This is a genomic window from Methylomonas methanica, assembly GCF_001644035.1.
Taxonomy (GTDB): domain Bacteria; phylum Pseudomonadota; class Gammaproteobacteria; order Methylococcales; family Methylomonadaceae; genus Methylomonas; species Methylomonas methanica_A.
In genome coordinates this window covers 85,595-103,095 of sequence record NZ_LUUG01000053.1, presented here as the reverse complement: position 1 = coordinate 103,095, position 17,501 = coordinate 85,595, and the positions used below count along the sequence as shown (strand labels likewise).

Genomic DNA, 17,501 nt, shown 5'->3' with positions numbered 1-17,501 from the left:
ACCTTCCGCGAGCGTGGATGCGAGCCCAATAAATGCTATTGCGCTTTAAACTGGCCTTGATGTTCGACAAACCATCGGTAAGTGCGATCAAGCCCCTCTTTCAGTGCAATTTTCGGCTGCCAACCCAGAGACTTGAGCTTTGATATATCCATCAATTTTCGTGGAGTACCATCCGGTTTGGTAATATCCCAGCTAATTTGCCCCTGATAACCAACGACATCCTGGATAGTTTCGGCTAATTCGCGAACAGTTACGTCTTCACCGGTCCCGACATTTAAATGCGACAACATTGGTTCCGTACAAGATTGATATTTCTCTTTGTCTAAGGCCATCACATGCAGACAAGCCGCCGCCATGTCCTCAACATGCAAAAACTCGCGCATAGCCTTTCCGCTACCCCACACACTGACGGTTGGCGAATTGCTAACTTTCGCGTCATGAAACTTCCTGATCAAAGCTGGAATTACATGACTATTTTCTAAATGAAAGTTATCGTTTTCACCATACAAATTAGTCGGCATTACCGAACGATAATCCGCGCCATATTGACGATTGTAAGACTCGCACAACTTGATTCCGGCAATCTTGGCAATTGCATAAGGTTCATTGGTCGACTCCAAAACCCCCGTTAACAAAGCGCTTTCTTGCATAGGCTGCTCGGCGAATTTCGGATATATACAAGAACTCCCCAAAAACAAGAGGCTTTTGCAGCCTACTTGCCAAGCTTGATGAACCACATTCGCTTCCATCATTAAATTTTGATAGATAAACTCCGCAGGATACTCGTTATTAGCGTGGATACCGCCTACTTTGGCAGCCGCAAAAATCACCCGATCCGGACGCTCTTGCTCCATGAATTCCCGCACCGCCGCTTGATCAGTCAAATCCAATTCGGCATGAGTCCGTACCACGATGTTTTGATAACCCGCCTCAGTCAATTGCCGATAAATTGCCGAGCCAACCATACCTCGGTGGCCCGCCAGATAAATTTTTTCTTGCTTATCGACCATACTGTTACTCCCTGCTGACCGCCACGTTATAACCCTGTTTTTTCAGCAAAGCATGCTTTTGCGCTTGCTCAAGATCATAAGCAACCATTTCGGCCACCATTTCCTGTAAGGTAATCTGCGGCACCCACCCTAGTTTGTTTTTGGCATTACTAGGATCACCCAGCAGCGTCTCCACTTCGGCAGGTCTAAAATAGCGCGGATCGATAGCGACGATGTTTTGACCGACAACCATACCAGGCGCTTTGTCACCGACAATAGCGTCGATATAACCTTTTTCGTCAACTCCAACACCTTCCCAACGAATACTCACACCCAATTCTTTAGCAGACATTTCGATAAATTGTCTTACCGAATACTGCACCCCAGTGGCAATCACGAAATCCTCGGGCTGGTCTTGCTGCAACATCATCCATTGCATCCGCACATAGTCCTTGGCATGTCCCCAATCCCTTAGCGAATCCATATTGCCCATATACAGACATTTATCCAGACCGATAGCGATATTACTGAGTCCACGAGTGATTTTACGCGTCACGAAAGTTTCGCCTCGACGCGGCGATTCATGATTAAACAAAATACCGTTACACGCATACATGCCATACGCTTCACGATAATTAACCGTGATCCAATAGGCGTAGAGTTTGGCAACCGCATAAGGCGAGCGGGGATAAAACGGCGTAGTCTCTTTCTGTGGAATTTCCTGGACCAAGCCGTACAGTTCAGAAGTTGATGCCTGGTAAAAACGCGTGTTTTTCTCCATGCCAAGAAAACGAATGGCCTCCAAAAGCCGTAATGTCCCCATGCCATCGACGTCTGCGGTATATTCGGGAGATTCGAATGATACAGCGACATGACTCATCGCACCCAAGTTGTAGACTTCATCGGGACGGATTTCGCTAAGAATACGAGTGAGATTAGAACTATCGGTCAGATCGCCATAATGTAGAAAAAACTGCGGATCCTTGATATGCGGGTCTTGATAGATATGATCGACGCGCTCGGTATTAAATAAAGACGAACGCCGTTTGATGCCATGCACTTCATAGCCTTTCTCCAACAAAAATTCGGCAAGGTAGGATCCATCTTGCCCGGTTATGCCAGTGATCAACGCTTTTTTTCTACTCATTCACAGCTCCTTTTCTTTTGAGTCAAATTCGACGTAAAACCGTCTTAAAGTCGTCAAGCAATTAAGCCGACATCATAAATGCTTAGCCCGGTAAAGCCGAATAAACTGGCTCAATTACCTTACCGGGCAAATAGGCAGGTAATTCCGGTAACAAATCTTTTAAAAATAGATGTAGCCGTTTATCGGCGACAGCAATATCTTCGACCTTATCAACGGGAGTAACCAAGCGAATCAGCGCTCCGTCGGTGCGATTCATAGTGATGGCATCATAAAATAAATACCATTTGACCATATATTCGTTAGTTATCATCCGACCACGCTGCTGAAACCAAAAATACACTAATTGCCTGCTTTCGCCTTTTTGGATAATGGCCCGGTTTACCTGCAATGCCTGCCCATCCAATTGCAATTCAGGGAAATCGCGCTGCTCGAAACTGCTGATTTGCCAACCGTCTCCGGGAATACAACTGCGTGGGGAATGCACTACGGCACCTTTACGTTGCGACTGGTAGTAGGCGCTATAAAAATTAACGCTATTACGGGTTTCAGGCTGAACAAAATTGACAATAACATAATCGGTCAATTTCAACTCGTTTAGATAAAACTGGGTTAAATAGTCATTGCGACCTTGCCAATTTCCCAACGTCGTAGGAAAGGTTAGAAATGCTTTGCGCTCGGGAATAATGTCTTCACGTCCTTTGAAGACCTCTGAAGCACCCGCGCCCATACAAAGCAATAGCAACACGGCAAAAACCGACTTGTTCAAAATCGCGGCAATATCTCGACGCGCCGAGTGACTCCATTCTTCCGGAATCTGCACCAATTCGCCCATTGCCAGCTTTCGACCGCTAATTCGGCTAAAAATCCACATCTCGATGAATAGCAGCAGCATACACAGTAAAAATACTGCCCAGCCTTCAAAATCATGCAGGAAGCCTTCGGCCATCTCCGTACCCCAATTATCGACCAGGACACCGATTACACCTATCCGAAAACTGTTCATAAAAATAGTCAACGGCATTGACGATAGAAAAATCAGCAATTTCTGCCAGAACGGGCCTTTAAACAAATACGCGCACAGGAAAGCCAGACTGGCCAACGGAAACAAATAGCGTAAGCCACTACAGGCATCGACCACTTGTAACTTGTAACTGCCTAAATCGATAACATTCCCCTCCAGGTAAACCATGATGTCGCAAGCACGAATGAATTCGACACCCAACCAGGATGAAATCAATTGCAGCTTTGAAGACAAATTATTCAGGATGAAGGATGGAAACGGCACCATGAAGATTAAAAACAACAAGGGGATAGCACCAACACGCAGCCCGCGTAGCCCGAAAGCACTGCCAAACATCCCAGTCAAAACCACCAGAAACGCATATTGCTCCATGGTTTTTATGGTTGCCAATCCGCCCAGAATAAACAGAATCAATCCTAAGCCGATAATAATGAGCCCGGGCAGCGACGCTTTAAACCCTTGAACCAGAACCAGCTCGCCGCGCCGCGCCCACAGCAGGTAAATGGTGATGATAGGGATAAAAAAGCCGTGACTGTATTCCTCGACGTTCGTCCATGTCGTCGCCATTTCGATAAGGCTATCTCTGAACACCACGCATAGCAGCAATAAAGCCGCAGCCCATAATGACCAGACAATGGCCGGTTTCGTATTCTCTGTATTCATTCCGTGTCGAAAATAAGAATTGATGTTTAAATTTGCCCCATCCCGGCACTATTTGTTAGGCGGAATGGAAATTTTGCCCAGCTTACTAACCCGGCCAATCGCAATAGCGCTGGCCGGTAAATCCAACTATTATCCCCCGGCTTTATTAAAGCCAGGTGACACATCATCACAGGCAAATAACACTGTTAGGCTTCGGGATCGACTGTGAAAATCGGGTTTCTTTTATCTTCTTCATTCAATTTAGCTTTTTCTTCCGGATAAATATGCCAAAAAGATTGATCGATAGCGCCGTCGGTGTAGCTGTTTTTACGGTCATGGGTAAATGGGCACCACCAGTTCTCCACCACTTTCACCAAGTAAGCATGCCATTCGAATAAGCCCACACTCACCGGACAATACCAAGTGCAATTCAAAATCCAGAATAATTTCGATTGCGCCATGCTGAATTTGAATGACCCGTCCATCGTAATCTGGTTTTTTAAATCATAACGGTGACTCGCCCTGGCCGGTAAAAAATCGCCCCATTTTTTAACATTTTCCGCACCGACCAATTTCAGACTGAAATACGTCAAATAAGCGCTGGTAATCACAAACGGCAAGGTCAAAATCGGCAAATAGATAAACAGCAAACCGATTGCTCTGGATATAACCGGCATCTGTTTATGATGGCAACCGATATTGACGCGGTCTGCACAAGATTCGCAGGCTTTCATGTTTATTTCTCCTCTGGAGTCGTTATTATTATTTGCTCGCTATTGAGCAGTTGAAAAATGCTGCGACAACCTTCGCAACAAAATTTTTTTTGGCCCAGCAAAGTATTGAGCTCGAATCCGGGAATCAACACCCGCTGACCGCAAAGACCGCATTTGGGCTTAGAATCCGCCATGATTGACTATAGCCGGCTGGATACTGCACAAAAAAAGGTTTTCAAATAATCGGTCTCAGGTAAGGCAGGATGAATCGGATGATCCGGACCTTGACTACCGCTACCGAAAAACACGAGATGCCGATCAATGTGCCGTGCCGAAGAGCGCAGAATTTCATGCAGATTATCTCTACTCAAATGATGCGAGCATGATGCCGAGACCAAAATACCATTATTCGACAAAACTTGTAACGCCAAATGATTCAAGCGTCGATAGGCTTCATACCCGGCTTTGAAATCTTTTTTGCGTTTAATCAGTGCTGGCGGATCCAATATGATCGCGTCGTAATGCTGTTGTTGCTCGCGTGCTTGCTTCAAAAACTCAAACACATCACTACGCACGAATTGCATTTTATCCCGTACCTGATTCAATTCGGCACTAGCCGAGGCTAATGCCAACGCGCTCTCAGAACTATCCACACAGCACACCTCCGAAGCGCCGGCCATTGCGGCAGGAATGCCCCAGGCCCCGGCATAACTGAATAAATCCAACACCTTTAAACCATGACAAGCTCGCGCAAACTGCGCCCTGCTGTTGCGATGATCGTAAAACCAACCGGTTTTCTGGCCCTCGGCCACATTAACGATAAAACGCACGTTATTTTCTTCAATCAGCAATTGCTCAGGCAACTCGCCGTAAACCAGCTCTGGTTCCAAGGACAGATTTTCCAACTGGCGCTGACTATTATCGTTTTTCAGCAATATCGCCGTTGGTGTCAGCAGCTCAAGTAGGACCTTGACCAGCACATCCTTATACTGCTCCATTCCCGCAGTGGTAACTTGCACGGAAAGTACACTACCAAATCGATCCACCACCAAACCCGGCAGGCCATCGCTTTCGCCGAACACCAAGCGATAATAAGGTTTATCGAACAAACGTTCACGCAAACCCAAAGCTTGGGTCAAGCGCGCTTTAAAAAAACTTTCACTGATTTTGATATTGGTTTTACGCGTCAACAAGCGCGCGCAAATCAGTGCATGAGGATTCAGATAGGCTATGCCCAAAGCCTTACCGCCGGAATCGTGGACAAGGACTAGGTCGCCGGCCGTAAACTGCTCCAATGGGCTGCGCTGACTATCGACCTCGTTACTGAACACCCACAAATGCCCTTGCCGCAGGCGTTTGTCTTCGTTTTTTTTCAGAAACAGTTCCGGATAGCTCATATAGCCCTAAAGTAAGGTAAAGGTGTAACCGCCAATTGGCGCGGCAGGCGCCACAATAGCCAAACGGATTTCGACCGTTTGCTCTGGGGCTAGACTTATTGGTCTCGGCAGGTACTCAGCAGAACTAAACACCCGTTCCGCAATTGCCTGTCCATTAAAATTCAACATGCTCAGTCTTAAATCCGGCGCAGCTTGAGCAAATGGCGCTTGATTACTGAGCACGGCGCTAAACAAATAGCTGCTATCGCTCCGAACCTGCAAATTGCTATGCGAAACGCTCAATTCCTCAAGATTTTTATACGTCGGCACCCGGCAAGCTAAGATCGCACAGACTTTATCCAAACGTGCTCTGAGCTGCGGCTGCATAGTTAAACGATAGCCCTCGAAATACAGAATTTGCGCCAGCAATAACAGTAACACCAAACCGGTTGCGCCAAACCAAACCGCCGGAGTCTGCGGCCGCTTTTCTGAAACTTGATCGCCCGGATACGGCGACTCATCCGCCAATACCTCATCTTCACCTTCACTAAGGAATCGCAACGCATCGAAAGATTTGCCGCATGCCGAACAATCCAAAAACCCACGCGATTGCCGCAAATGCTCGACGGTAACTTCGTGTTGCTTAGCGCAATGCGGACATCGGCTATACATCTATTCAGTCAGGTTTATAGGCGTCCAATCGACACCAGTCTTCCTGACTGACAGGGGGCGCAACAACGAAACCCTGCTCTCGATATGCTAGCGCTACAGATTCGGCTTGTTCGCTCAAAATTCCCGACAAAACCAATTGCCCGCCCGGCCTGACCAATGCGCCGATAGTTGAGGCCAGCTCAATCAGCGGTTTAGCGAGAATATTGGCAAGTACCAGATCAGCTGCAAACGCGGAAAACTGTTCGGGAAGATAATAATCGATTCGCTGTTGAACCTGGTTTTTTTCGGCGTTGTATTGACTGGCGGTCAACGCCTGCGGATCGATATCCACCGCATGCGCCTGCTTGGCACCGAGTAACAGCGCTGCCACGGCAAGAATCCCGGATCCACAACCGTAGTCGATTAATACTTTGTCTTTAATATCGTTACCCGCCAGCCACTCCAAACATAATGCAGTAGTGGGATGGGTTCCCGTGCCGAACGCCAAGCCGGGATCCAAAGTCATGCAAACCGTGCCCGGCTCGTGCTGTTCCTGGCCACTGGGACAAATCCACAAACGATTGGCAAACTTCATTGCCTGGAAATGCTCCATCCACGCCCGTTCCCAAGCCTGATCCTGCAAAACCTCGGCTAACCATTCCTGCAAGGGCTGACCGATAAATTGATTAAACAGCAAGTTGCGTACAATATCCGGATCGGTATCGAGCTCAAACAAGGCAGTGACCCGAGTACGGGTCCAGATTTTGGTTTGATCGATGGCCGGCTCGTACACCGGCTCATCATCGGCATCGCTGTAAGTCACCGAAACCGCGCCCAATTCGCTGAAAAACTCCGATATATCAGGAGCGGTGGTTTCGTCGGTGATAACGGAAAGCTGATGCCAGGCCATAGTTATATAAAGCTTTTAGCTGGGAAAGGAGACGCCATTTTCCTAATCTCCTCGCCCAAGCCGAATTAATGGATACCCAATTTCTTTTCCAGATAATGGATATTTTGCCCACCCTGGGCGAACGCGGCGTCAGCCATAATGCTTTGTTGCAAAGGAATATTGGTTTTGATGCCGTCTATTACCATTTCACTCAGCGCGGTCTTCATCCGGGCAATCGCACTCGCCCTATCGTCGCCATGCGCAATCAGTTTACCAATCATGGAATCGTAATACGGCGGCACTTTATAGCCATTATAAATGTGCGTTTCGCAACGGATACCGGGCCCGCCCGGCATATGGAACTGATCGATCACGCCGGGGCTGGGCATAAAGGTTTTCGGGTCTTCCGCATTCAAACGGCACTCGATCGCATGACCGGTAAACTTCACCTGCTCTTGCGTTATCGACAAAGGCTCGCCGGCAGCAATCCGCAGCTGTTCCTTCACTATATCGAAACCGGTAATCATCTCGGTGACCGGATGCTCGACCTGCACCCGCGTATTCATTTCGATGAAATAAAATTGACCTTTCTCGTAAAGAAACTCGAAAGTACCAGCACCCAGATAGCCGATCTCCTGACAAGCCAGCGCACAACGCTCACCCATCTGTTTGCGTTGTTCTTCGGTAATCCCTGGAGCTGGGGCTTCTTCCACGACTTTTTGATGGCGGCGCTGCATTGAGCAATCGCGCTCGCCCAAATGTATCGCATTGCCGTGCGAGTCGGCCAACACCTGAAACTCGATATGGCGCGGATCTTCCAGAAACTTTTCCATGTAGACGGTACTATTGCCGAACGCAGTACCGGCTTCGGCTTTGGTCATCGCAATCGCATTCAGCAGCGCGCTTTCGGTATGCACGGTACGCATGCCGCGACCACCACCACCACCGGCCGCTTTGATAATGACCGGATAACCAATTTCCCGCGCCATTTTCAGATTGGTTTCCTCATCTTCGCCCAAAGGATCGCCGTTACCCGGCACACAAGGAATGCCCGCAGCCTGCATGGCTTTTTTTGCGGCGATTTTGTCGCCCATCATGCGAATGGTTTCAGGTCTAGGACCAATAAATACAAAGCCGCTTTGACTGACTTTCTCGGAAAAATCGGCATTTTCAGATAAGAAGCCGTAGCCGGGATGAATGGCTTCGGCATCCGTCACTTCGGCGGCACTGATAATCGCCGGAATATTCAAATAGCTGCCGGCGGACGCCGCCGGTCCGATACAGACCGCTTCATCGGCCAGTCTCACGTGTTTTAAATCGCGGTCCGCTTCGGAATACACAGCCACGGTTTTAATGCCCAATTCGCGACAGGCCCGCAAAATGCGCAAAGCAATCTCGCCGCGATTGGCGATAACAATTTTCTCAAACATTAGTCCAGCCCCTTTGTCGGTTATTCGATGATGAACAAAGGTTGGCCGTATTCGACCGGATGGCCGTTTTCAACCAGAATTTGTTTGATTTTGCCGCTTTTATCCGCTTCGATCTGATTCAAAATTTTCATGGCTTCGATAATGCACAAGGTTTGACCATTGCTGACCGACTGACCAATCTCGACAAACGATGCAGAACCGGGTGACGCCGAACGGTAAAAAGTACCGACCATGGGCGACTTAACCACATGACCGCTGACTTTTTCTTCAACTGGAGCCGCCGCCGCAACAGGCGCAGCCGCCACGGGCGCTGCAACAGGCGCTGCGTACTGCACGGGCGCCGCCGCCGAATAACGGCTGATTTTCACTGATTCTTCGCCTTCGCGAATCTCTATTTCAGCAATATCCGATTCCTCGATAAGATCAATCAGTTTTTTTATTTTTCTAATATCCATTGTTCTGAGTTCTCTCTAGTAATATCTGATGAGCGGCTTGCAAAGCCAATTCGTAACCGTTCGCCCCCAATCCGCAGATAACGCCGAGGGCGATATCCGAAAAATACGAATGCTTCCTGAAAGGCTCACGGGCATGCACGTTCGATAAATGTACTTCTATGAATGCAATCTTGGTTGCCAGCAAGGCATCGCGAATGGCCACGCTGGTATGGGTAAATGCAGCAGGATTGATAATGATGAAATCGACACCCTGCCGATACGCTTGATGTATTTGTTCAACAATTTCGTGCTCGGCATTGCTTTGCAGAAAGCTTAATTGATGCCCAAGTGTTTGGGCCAATTGCTCCATAGCCTGCTGAATGCTCTGCAATGTTCTATCACCGTATAGCCCTGGTTCTCGAACGCCTAACAGATTTAAATTGGGTCCATTGAGAACAGTGAGGTTTGCCATTGCCGATGCTGAACAAAAATACTAAATAAATAGGAATTCTGCCTAATTTGTAGGTTTTTGTCCAGATAAACCGCTTTTCACTTCATTAGACCGCGTTTTAGCGACTTTTCAGTCATTTTGTCGTCAACAACGGCCCAATCACTTCCAACACTTTCTCTCGCGTCAGTTCGCCTAACTGATGATGCATGATTTGCCCTTGTTGATTAATGATTACCGTGAACGGCACGGTATTGATTACATTACCCAGCTGTTGAGCCAACATCGTTGCACCTTCGCCGCCAATCAACACCGGATAATTGATCTTGATACGCTTCAGGTAATCTTCTACCGGCTGTTTATCCTCAATGGCTATGCCGACAAACTGCACACCTTTGTCTTTATATTCATCCTGAAGCTTTATAAACTCGGGAATTTCCTTCAAACATGGCGGACACCAGGTTGCCCAGAAGTTGATAATCAATATCTTCCCTTGCCATTGCGTGACAGACTGCGGCTTATCCGCCAGGTCCGGTAAGCTAAAGTTCAATTGCGGGGCCGGCTTACTGGTTTCGGCGACTACCAAATATTGTCTGGCAAACAGACCGGCCGCTAACGCGATAAAGGCAATGGCGACGACTATCAGTATGATTTTTTTATTCATAGTTGTTGCAAAGTTTTTAGAAAAGTAGCGGCATCCTGATAGCCAATCACGCGCTGCGCGGCCCGTTCCCGGCCATCGGTACCGAAAAATATAATGCCCGGCGGCCCCACCAGCTCGAAGCGTTTTAACAAGGCTTTATCTGCCTCATTGTTAGCGGTAACGTCGGCTTGCAATACCACAAAATTAGCCAATTGTTGCTTAACCTGTGCATCGGTGAAGGTATAGGCCTCCATCTCCTTACAGGAAATACACCAGTCGGCATAGAAATCCAGCATCACCGGTTTGCCACTCGCCGATGCTTGCTGGATGCGTTGCTCCAATTCCGCAACCGACGCCACTCGCTGAAAGCTAAGACCTTCAACCGGCTGCGCTTGAGCATTCAAACCCATACCCTGTAGCGGTTTTAGCGGATTGCTGTTTCCGGCGCTCAAGCCGATCAGCTGCAATATGCCGAACACCAGCATGACGATACCCAGCCCTTTCCAAAGCTTACGCCAACCCGTGGCCGATTCCGGCAGCGGATCGATGGCACCAAGAAATATAGCGGGAATAACCAACAATAAAGACCACAAAAACATCGTCACCGCTGCCGGCAAAATCCGCGACAGCATCCACACAGCCACGGCCAACATCGCCACGCCGAATACCGCTTTGGTGGCATTAAGCCAATCACCGGCCTTGGGCAGCAGTTTTCCGGCTGATGCGCCCAGCAATAACAACGGTGCGCCCATGCCCAGCCCCATCAAGAACAATGCCGAACCGCCCAACACCACATCGCCGGTCTGACCGATATAAATCAGTGCCGCCGCCAGCGGAGCAGCCACGCAAGGCCCGACGATCAGCGACGATAGCGCCCCCATGATCCCCGCGCCCAGATAAGAGCCGTCGCGATGTTTATCGCTGGAGTGATGCAAGGCTGATTGCAAGGACTTGGGCAACTCCAAATGGTAAAAACCAAACATTGATAGCGATAAAAGCACAAACAAGCCGGAAAACACTGCGATCACCCAAGGCTCTTGAAATGTTGCTTGCAGATTACTGCCGAACAACGCTGCCAGTACACCAAATACGGTGTACATCAAGGCCGAGGCAAACACATAACTCAAGGACAACAAAAAGGCCTTACGGGTGCCAATTCGGTCACCGTGACCGACGATAATCCCGGACAAAATGGGAATCATCGGAAACACGCACGGCGTAAAGGCCAGCAACAAACCGAATCCAAAAAAACTGAATAAAGTCAGCCCTAAACTATCATGCCGCAAAGCATTGACGATTTTGTCCTGCTCCGACAACTCGGCTACCGCAGCCGGCTTGACTGGGGCCAAGGCGTCCGCAGCCGGCAAGTCCAAACTCGCTTCGGCTTGCATCGGCGGATAGCAGACCCCACGGTCGGCACAACCTTGAAACTTTGCCAGCAACTTGATCGTTTCAGCTGCCGAACTGCCCCGCAATAGCGGTATATCGACGCTGACCTGGTTACGGTAGATTTGCACCTGGCCAAACTCAGCGTCGTGGTACGCAGCCCCTTCAGGAAGCTGTAAAGGTGTTAATTGCGTCTGCGTGGCGCCCTGCAATTTAACAGACAACTTATCCTTGTACAGATAATAACCTTCAGCAATTTGCCAGCTCGCTTGCACGGTATACGGGTCTTTCAGACTGGCAAAAAACTGAAACGCTTGTTCCGGCGGCAATAATTCTTCGGAAAACAAACCAGGCGTCAAGCCCTTTAGACCTTTGACAAACTGGTTAAGCGCCCCACTGTTTGCAGCGGGCTGAGCCGCAGGCAACGCCACATCCAGCAGCACTTTTTGCGGCGGATAACAAACGCCGACATCCGCACAACCTTGGTACTTGACCAGCAGCTTTAATTGGGTTTCACGGTTTTGATTAATCAGCGGCAACACCACATCAAGAGCGTTCCGATACACCACCACTTCGCCTAGGCTCGGGTCATGCTCGGTAACGCCTTCCGGCATACTTGCCTGGCCCAGCTGAATCGCTTCGGTTTGCGACTGGAACTTGGTTTTATCGCGATAAAGGTGATAACCCTCAACTATCTGCCAGTGCAGTTCGACTTTATCGGCGGTTTCGGCGGTGGCAGTTAACTTGAATGCTTGCTCCGGCGGTAAAAAATCCTGACTATCCAGCGCCGCCGCAGTGCGTACAAAAACAGCTAACAAACATAATAAAATCAGTCGATGCCAAGGCATGAGTCTATCCATTTCAAATAGTCCAGCGAGCCGCTTTCTATCGCGACCGCAATAATTTCCGGGAGTTGGTAAGGATGCAGGCTTTTCAGTGTCGCTTCAATGGCCGCATAGCGGTCTTGATGACTTTTGATGAGCAGTAAATGTTCCTGAGCGGTTTCGATTTCGCCCTGCCATTCGTAAACCGAACGCACACCGGGCAGTATATTTACGCAGGCGGCTAATTTTTGGGTTATCAGTGTGCCGGCAAGTTTGTCGGCAACCTCTACATCCGGGCAGGTACAAAGAATCAATTGATACATCGCGATATTATCCTGGAAATTGCACCAAGATGCTCTTAGTATTAACGGCTTTTTACCGCAACCGAGCTCACCATGAAAACCATGCAAATTCTGTTTATCGCTTTTTTGATCGTGCCGTTTGTGGAAATATACGTGCTACTGCAAGTCGGCGGCTTGATCGGCGCCTTCCCCACTATTTTATTAGTGGTGTTTACCGCTGTATTGGGCGCTTGGCTACTGCGTCGGCAGGGCTTCGCTACCTGGCAACGCTTCCAATCAGGGCTGGCGCAAGGCGAAATTCCGGCTTATGAAATGATCGAAGGACCGATATTACTGGTGGGAGGAGCGCTATTACTAACACCGGGATTTTTCACCGACATGCTCGGTTTTGCTTGCCTAATCCCGACTTTACGCAGAAAGATTGCCCAGTACATCATCGAGCATCATTTGCTGCAATCCCAAGTAGGCTCGGTATTTCAGCAAACGCGAAACTCGCAAACCATTATTGAAGGCGAATACAACAAACAGGATTAACAAGATGTTTTTGAATCCGAACCGCGCCAAAGGCGCGGATTCGGAACTAGCCGCTAAGGCTTATTGACCATCGGCTGCCGTATTGGTACCCAAGGTATTTTTGTCCATACTGGAATATGCGGGGCACCAGCCTGAATAACTGGTGGCAACCAAAGCCAACCCAACCAACAACATCAGAATGCTGGCGGTAAACAATGAAACGGCCAGCAACACCACGCCCGAAACCATGCGGACTTTCTTATCTTTCTCGCCGATGTTGTGCTCAAATTTGATCAAACGTTTATAATCGAAGCTCATTTCCAATCCTCTCTGTGTTGTAGTTATTAGTCCCGACGCACGGCTTTCCCTTAAAGGCAAGCAAATATACACAGCTCTTCAAAATCTGCAAGTTATAAAAAATGGACGCCTCTTCTATCATCACCTCTCTAAACGACGACCAACGTCTGGCCGTTTCTGCCCCCATGCAAGCCATGTTGGTGTTGGCCGGTGCCGGCAGCGGCAAAACCAGGGTGTTGGTCCATCGTATCGCCTGGCACATCCAGGTCAACCAGATTTCGCCTTACAACATTCTGGCGGTGACCTTTACCAATAAAGCCGCTAATGAAATGCGGCACCGCATTGAAGATTTACTCGAAACCCCGGCCCGCGCCATGTGGATAGGCACTTTTCACGGCCTGGCCCACCGTTTACTGCGGCAACACGCCAAGCAAGCCAAACTGCCGGAAACCTTCCAGGTGATGGATAGCGACGACCAATTGCGCATCATCAAACGGCTGATGAAAAACCTGAATTTGGATGACAGCAAATGGCCACCCAAACAAGCGCAGTGGTTTATCAATGCGCAAAAAGACGAAGGCATCCGTGCCAAGCATATGCAGGATAGCGGGGACTTTTACAACCGGCAGATGAAGGACGTTTATCTGGCATATGAAGACGTGTGCCAACGTTCCGGCCTGGTGGATTTTGCCGAATTGCTACTGCGAGCCCACGAACTGCTGCGCGATAACGAAGATTTGCTGGCGTTTTACAAGCAACGCTTTCAGCAAGTGCATGTTGATGAATTTCAGGATACCAACACCATTCAATATGCCTGGCTGCGCTTGCTCACCGAAGGCAACAACAACCTGTTCGTAGTCGGCGACGACGATCAATCCATCTACGGCTGGCGCGGCGCCAAAATCGAAAACATCTTCAATTTCCAAAAACACTATCCCGAGCACGGTATCGTTCGCCTGGAGCAAAATTATCGTTCCAGCGGCCATATTTTAAAGGCCGCCAACACCTTGATCGCCAATAACGATAACCGGATGGGCAAGGAATTATGGACCGATGCCGGCGAAGGCCAGGCTATTTCGCTGTATTCGGCATTTAACGAGCAAGACGAAGCCTATTTCGTGGTCGAGAAAATTCGGCAATGGGTTAAGGACGGCGGTTTGCGCAGCGACACGGCGATTCTGTATCGCTCCAACGCCCAATCGCGGCAATTCGAGGAACGTTTGATGACCACCGCCACGCCTTATCGGGTTTACGGCGGCTTGCGATTTTTTGAGCGCATGGAAATCAAAAACGCCCTCGCCTATCTACGCTTGTCGACTAATCCCCACGACGATCCGTCCTTCGAACGGGTAGTGAATACACCAACCCGGGGCATCGGCGCCAAAACCCTGGACGACATGCGCATTCTAGCGCGCGAACAGCAGCTGTCGCTATGGCAAGCAGCCTTGGCGATGCTGGAAAGCAATCAATTATCAGCGCGCGCCGCCAACGCTTTGCGCGGCTTTTTAAACCTGATTGTTGCGCTAGGCGAAACCACTAAAGAGCTAAGCTTACATGAAACGGTTAAACAAGTCGTCGAGACCAGCGGCCTGATCGAACTATATAAAAAAGAAAAGCAAGACAAAGGCGAAGCGCGAGTGGAAAACCTGGAAGAGCTGGTCAACGCTGCCCGCTTGTTCGATTACGACAGCGAAAATGCCGAAAACATGGGCGAACTTGACATGTTTTTAGCGCACGCGGCGCTGGAAGCCGGCGAAATGCAAGGCGAAGTCGATGAAGATTGCGTACAGTTGATGACGCTGCATTCCGCCAAAGGTCTGGAATTCAAGCTAGTGTTTCTGGTGGGATTGGAAGAAGGCCTATTCCCCTCTCAACAAGCCTTGGACGACGCCGGCCGCTTACAGGAAGAACGCCGACTTTGCTATGTCGGCATCACCCGCGCCATGCAACAGCTGTACTTGACCCACGCGGAGTCAAGACGGCTTTACGGCAAAGACAGTTATCCGCGCGCCTCGCGGTTTTTGCGCGAACTGCCGCAGGAGTCGATTCAGGAAATCAGGTTACGCGCCAATGTCAGCAGGCCGGCGGCCAATAGCGCACCGCAAACCAAAAGTCTGGGCAGCAAGGGTACTTACAAACTGGGCCAGCCTGTCAGGCACGAAAAATTTGGCGAAGGCGTGGTACTGCAAATGGAAGGCGAAGGCGAACAAGAGCGGGTACAGATCAATTTCCGCAATGCGGGGATCAAATGGCTGATGCTGGCTTACGCCAAGCTGGATGCGGCGTAGTTTAAAGCGTGTTGAAAACGCGGCGTTCGGATAAACCGAACGCCGCGAAACAAGGCAAGCCGACTAAAAATTAGTCGGTGACAGTGATGACTTTCAGGGAGTTAGTGCCGCCGCTGGCGCCGGTCAAGTCGCCTTTGGTGCGAATCAGCGCATCGCCCGGTTTCACAACACCACGCGCTTTCAAGGCCTTAATCAGGCTTTGAGTCACGCTGGCCGATTCCATCTTTTCCTTGGCAAACGGAATTGGGAATACCCCTTTGTACAGGGTCACTTGACCCAAAGTACGCTCGCAACTGCTGAATGCGAATATAGGAATATCGGAGCTGATTCTGGACATCCACAGCGGTGTCGAACCCGACTCAGTCAAGGAGGCGATACCGGCGATTTTGGTATGGTTGGCCATGTACATCGCGGACATTGCAATCGCTTCGTCGATACGCTCGAACTTGTCGGTCATCCTATGCATGGATTTGGTCACACTCGGCTGCTTTTCGGTCTCGAGACAGATACGCACCATGGCTTGCACGGTTTTCACCGGATGCTTGCCGGAGGCGGTTTCCGCGGACAACATGATGGCATCGGTACCGTCAACAATAGCGTTGGCAACGTCGAATACTTCCGCACGGGTCGGGATAGGATTCTCGATCATCGATTCCATCATCTGCGTTGCAGTAATCACTGCCCGGTTCAACTCGCGCGCACGTTGGATCAGCAGTTTTTGCGCCGCCGGCAGATTGGCATCGCCAATTTCCACACCCAAGTCGCCACGCGCCACCATGATGGCATCGGATGCCAGGATGATTTCGTCGATAACATCCATCGCTTCGGCGCGCTCTACCTTGGCAACCAAACCGGCGTAAGAACCGGCTGCTTGCAACAGCTCACGGGCTTCGTTCATATCAGCTGCCGTGCGCGGAAAGGAAATCGCCACGTAATCGGCTTGAATCACCGCGATGGTTTTGATGTCTTCCTTGTCCTTATCGGTCAAGGCCGCCGCGGATAAGCCGCCTCCCAACAAGTTGATACCTTTGTTGTTGGACAAATCGCCACCCACCACCACTTTCGTGTTGACGCGAGTATTGTCGATCACGTCGACCACATCCAGTACTACCCGGCCATCGTCCAGCAACAAACGGGTACCGGGTTTTACTTCACGCGCCAAAGGCTCGTAGCTGATACCGACTTGAGTATTGTCGCCGTCAAGTTTGCCCAGATTAATATCCAAAGCAAAATCCTGACCCTCTTCCAGCCAGACCTTATTCTCTTTGAAACGCTCGATCCGGATTTTCGGGCCTTGCAAGTCAGCCAGAATCCCAACGCGGCGACCGGTTTGTTTACTGATAGCTCTGACCCGGTTGGCGCGATCAATATGATCCTGCGCCGAACCGTGCGAGAAATTAAGCCTTACAACGTCGATTCCAGCCTCGAACAACTCTTCGAGTACGCCGGGCTTGTCCGTAGCAGGTCCCAGCGTAGCCAGGATTTTCGTTCTTCGTAACAGCATGTAA

General features: G+C 49.7%; 17 protein-coding genes. 2 read left to right on the top strand and 15 right to left on the bottom strand.

All coding sequences use genetic code 11. The features are described 5' to 3' along the window. Positions 1-35 precede the first annotated feature (35 nt). From fcl to cutA, 13 genes are all read right to left on the bottom strand, one after another. Complete coding sequence (gene fcl, locus A1332_RS06955) at positions 36-1,010, bottom strand: GDP-L-fucose synthase (protein WP_064007823.1); 975 nt, start codon at positions 1,008-1,010, stop codon at positions 36-38. A gap of 4 nt (positions 1,011-1,014) precedes the next feature. Continuing rightward, complete coding sequence (gene gmd, locus A1332_RS06950) at positions 1,015-2,136, bottom strand: GDP-mannose 4,6-dehydratase (protein ID WP_064007822.1); 1,122 nt, start codon at positions 2,134-2,136, stop codon at positions 1,015-1,017. Between the two features lie 82 nt (positions 2,137-2,218). Beyond that, entirely contained in the window at positions 2,219-3,820 is a 1,602-nt protein-coding gene (gene xrtD, locus A1332_RS06945) for a VPLPA-CTERM-specific exosortase XrtD (protein ID WP_064007821.1), read from the bottom strand. A gap of 185 nt (positions 3,821-4,005) precedes the next feature. Continuing rightward, on the bottom strand, positions 4,006-4,533 hold the full coding sequence (locus A1332_RS06940; RefSeq protein WP_064007820.1) for a hypothetical protein: 528 nt from the start codon (positions 4,531-4,533) through the stop codon (positions 4,006-4,008). A 179-nt stretch (positions 4,534-4,712) separates the two neighbouring features. Next, positions 4,713-5,909: a class I SAM-dependent rRNA methyltransferase gene (locus A1332_RS06930; RefSeq protein WP_064007818.1), complete on the bottom strand. Its 1,197-nt coding sequence runs from the start codon at positions 5,907-5,909 to the stop codon at positions 4,713-4,715. 6 nt (positions 5,910-5,915) lie between these two features. Continuing rightward, the gene (locus A1332_RS06925) at positions 5,916-6,560 is read right to left on the bottom strand and encodes a zinc-ribbon and DUF3426 domain-containing protein (protein ID WP_064007817.1); all 645 of its coding nucleotides are present in this window, start codon (positions 6,558-6,560) and stop codon (positions 5,916-5,918) included. Positions 6,561-6,564: 4 nt separating this feature from the next. Beyond that, the gene (gene prmA, locus A1332_RS06920; protein ID WP_064007816.1) at positions 6,565-7,449 is read right to left on the bottom strand and encodes a 50S ribosomal protein L11 methyltransferase; all 885 of its coding nucleotides are present in this window, start codon (positions 7,447-7,449) and stop codon (positions 6,565-6,567) included. A 65-nt stretch (positions 7,450-7,514) separates the two neighbouring features. After that, entirely contained in the window at positions 7,515-8,858 is a 1,344-nt protein-coding gene (gene accC / locus A1332_RS06915) for an acetyl-CoA carboxylase biotin carboxylase subunit (RefSeq protein WP_020482567.1), read from the bottom strand. Positions 8,859-8,878: 20 nt separating this feature from the next. Beyond that, positions 8,879-9,313, bottom strand: a complete 435-nt coding sequence (gene accB / locus A1332_RS06910; RefSeq protein ID WP_020482568.1) for an acetyl-CoA carboxylase biotin carboxyl carrier protein — start codon at positions 9,311-9,313, stop codon at positions 8,879-8,881. Then, on the bottom strand, positions 9,303-9,764 hold the full coding sequence (aroQ, locus tag A1332_RS06905) for a type II 3-dehydroquinate dehydratase (protein WP_064007815.1): 462 nt from the start codon (positions 9,762-9,764) through the stop codon (positions 9,303-9,305). Before aroQ ends, accB begins: the two co-directional genes overlap by 11 nt. A 112-nt stretch (positions 9,765-9,876) precedes the next feature. Beyond that, entirely contained in the window at positions 9,877-10,404 is a 528-nt protein-coding gene (locus tag A1332_RS06900; RefSeq protein ID WP_064007814.1) for a TlpA family protein disulfide reductase, read from the bottom strand. Then, positions 10,401-12,617 carry a protein-disulfide reductase DsbD gene (locus A1332_RS06895; RefSeq protein WP_064007813.1) on the bottom strand — a complete coding sequence of 739 codons (2,217 nt, stop codon included), beginning with the start codon at positions 12,615-12,617 and terminating at the stop codon, positions 10,401-10,403. Before A1332_RS06895 ends, A1332_RS06900 begins: the two co-directional genes overlap by 4 nt. Beyond that, positions 12,599-12,916, bottom strand: a complete 318-nt coding sequence (gene cutA / locus A1332_RS06890) for a divalent-cation tolerance protein CutA (RefSeq protein WP_064007812.1) — start codon at positions 12,914-12,916, stop codon at positions 12,599-12,601. Before cutA ends, A1332_RS06895 begins: the two co-directional genes overlap by 19 nt. Before the next feature lie 72 nt (positions 12,917-12,988). On the opposite strand from cutA, the gene A1332_RS06885 reads away from it, so the two are divergent. Continuing rightward, positions 12,989-13,429: an FxsA family protein gene (locus tag A1332_RS06885; RefSeq protein WP_064007811.1), complete on the top strand. Its 441-nt coding sequence runs from the start codon at positions 12,989-12,991 to the stop codon at positions 13,427-13,429. 60 nt (positions 13,430-13,489) lie between these two features. On the opposite strand, the gene A1332_RS06880 is transcribed toward A1332_RS06885, so the two are convergent. Next, positions 13,490-13,726: a YgaP family membrane protein gene (locus A1332_RS06880; protein ID WP_064007810.1), complete on the bottom strand. Its 237-nt coding sequence runs from the start codon at positions 13,724-13,726 to the stop codon at positions 13,490-13,492. 101 nt (positions 13,727-13,827) lie between these two features. On the opposite strand from A1332_RS06880, the gene uvrD reads away from it, so the two are divergent. Next, on the top strand, positions 13,828-15,993 hold the full coding sequence (gene uvrD / locus A1332_RS06875) for a DNA helicase II (protein WP_064007809.1): 2,166 nt from the start codon (positions 13,828-13,830) through the stop codon (positions 15,991-15,993). 70 nt (positions 15,994-16,063) lie between these two features. On the opposite strand, the gene pyk is transcribed toward uvrD, so the two are convergent. Next, entirely contained in the window at positions 16,064-17,497 is a 1,434-nt protein-coding gene (gene pyk / locus A1332_RS06870; RefSeq protein WP_064007808.1) for a pyruvate kinase, read from the bottom strand. Positions 17,498-17,501 lie beyond the last annotated feature (4 nt).

Excerpts from the sequence above, each read along its gene's own strand:
- accB (WP_020482568.1), bottom strand. The coding sequence starts at position 9,313 with ATGGATATTAGAAAAATAAAAAAACTGATTGATCTTATCGAGGAATCG.
- A1332_RS06880 (WP_064007810.1), bottom strand. The coding sequence starts at position 13,726 with ATGAGCTTCGATTATAAACGTTTGATCAAATTTGAGCACAACATCGGC.
- A1332_RS06900 (WP_064007814.1), bottom strand. The coding sequence starts at position 10,404 with ATGAATAAAAAAATCATACTGATAGTCGTCGCCATTGCCTTTATCGCG.
- A1332_RS06930 (WP_064007818.1), bottom strand. The coding sequence starts at position 5,909 with ATGAGCTATCCGGAACTGTTTCTGAAAAAAAACGAAGACAAACGCCTG.
- A1332_RS06885 (WP_064007811.1), top strand. The coding sequence starts at position 12,989 with ATGAAAACCATGCAAATTCTGTTTATCGCTTTTTTGATCGTGCCGTTT.
- A1332_RS06925 (WP_064007817.1), bottom strand. The coding sequence starts at position 6,560 with ATGTATAGCCGATGTCCGCATTGCGCTAAGCAACACGAAGTTACCGTC.
- fcl (WP_064007823.1), bottom strand. The coding sequence starts at position 1,010 with ATGGTCGATAAGCAAGAAAAAATTTATCTGGCGGGCCACCGAGGTATG.
- xrtD (WP_064007821.1), bottom strand. The coding sequence starts at position 3,820 with ATGAATACAGAGAATACGAAACCGGCCATTGTCTGGTCATTATGGGCT.
- cutA (WP_064007812.1), bottom strand. The coding sequence starts at position 12,916 with ATGTATCAATTGATTCTTTGTACCTGCCCGGATGTAGAGGTTGCCGAC.
- prmA (WP_064007816.1), bottom strand. The coding sequence starts at position 7,449 with ATGGCCTGGCATCAGCTTTCCGTTATCACCGACGAAACCACCGCTCCT.
- A1332_RS06895 (WP_064007813.1), bottom strand. The coding sequence starts at position 12,617 with ATGCCTTGGCATCGACTGATTTTATTATGTTTGTTAGCTGTTTTTGTA.
- pyk (WP_064007808.1), bottom strand. The coding sequence starts at position 17,497 with ATGCTGTTACGAAGAACGAAAATCCTGGCTACGCTGGGACCTGCTACG.
- uvrD (WP_064007809.1), top strand. The coding sequence starts at position 13,828 with ATGGACGCCTCTTCTATCATCACCTCTCTAAACGACGACCAACGTCTG.
- gmd (WP_064007822.1), bottom strand. The coding sequence starts at position 2,136 with ATGAGTAGAAAAAAAGCGTTGATCACTGGCATAACCGGGCAAGATGGA.
- A1332_RS06940 (WP_064007820.1), bottom strand. The coding sequence starts at position 4,533 with ATGAAAGCCTGCGAATCTTGTGCAGACCGCGTCAATATCGGTTGCCAT.
- aroQ (WP_064007815.1), bottom strand. The coding sequence starts at position 9,764 with ATGGCAAACCTCACTGTTCTCAATGGACCCAATTTAAATCTGTTAGGC.
- accC (WP_020482567.1), bottom strand. The coding sequence starts at position 8,858 with ATGTTTGAGAAAATTGTTATCGCCAATCGCGGCGAGATTGCTTTGCGC.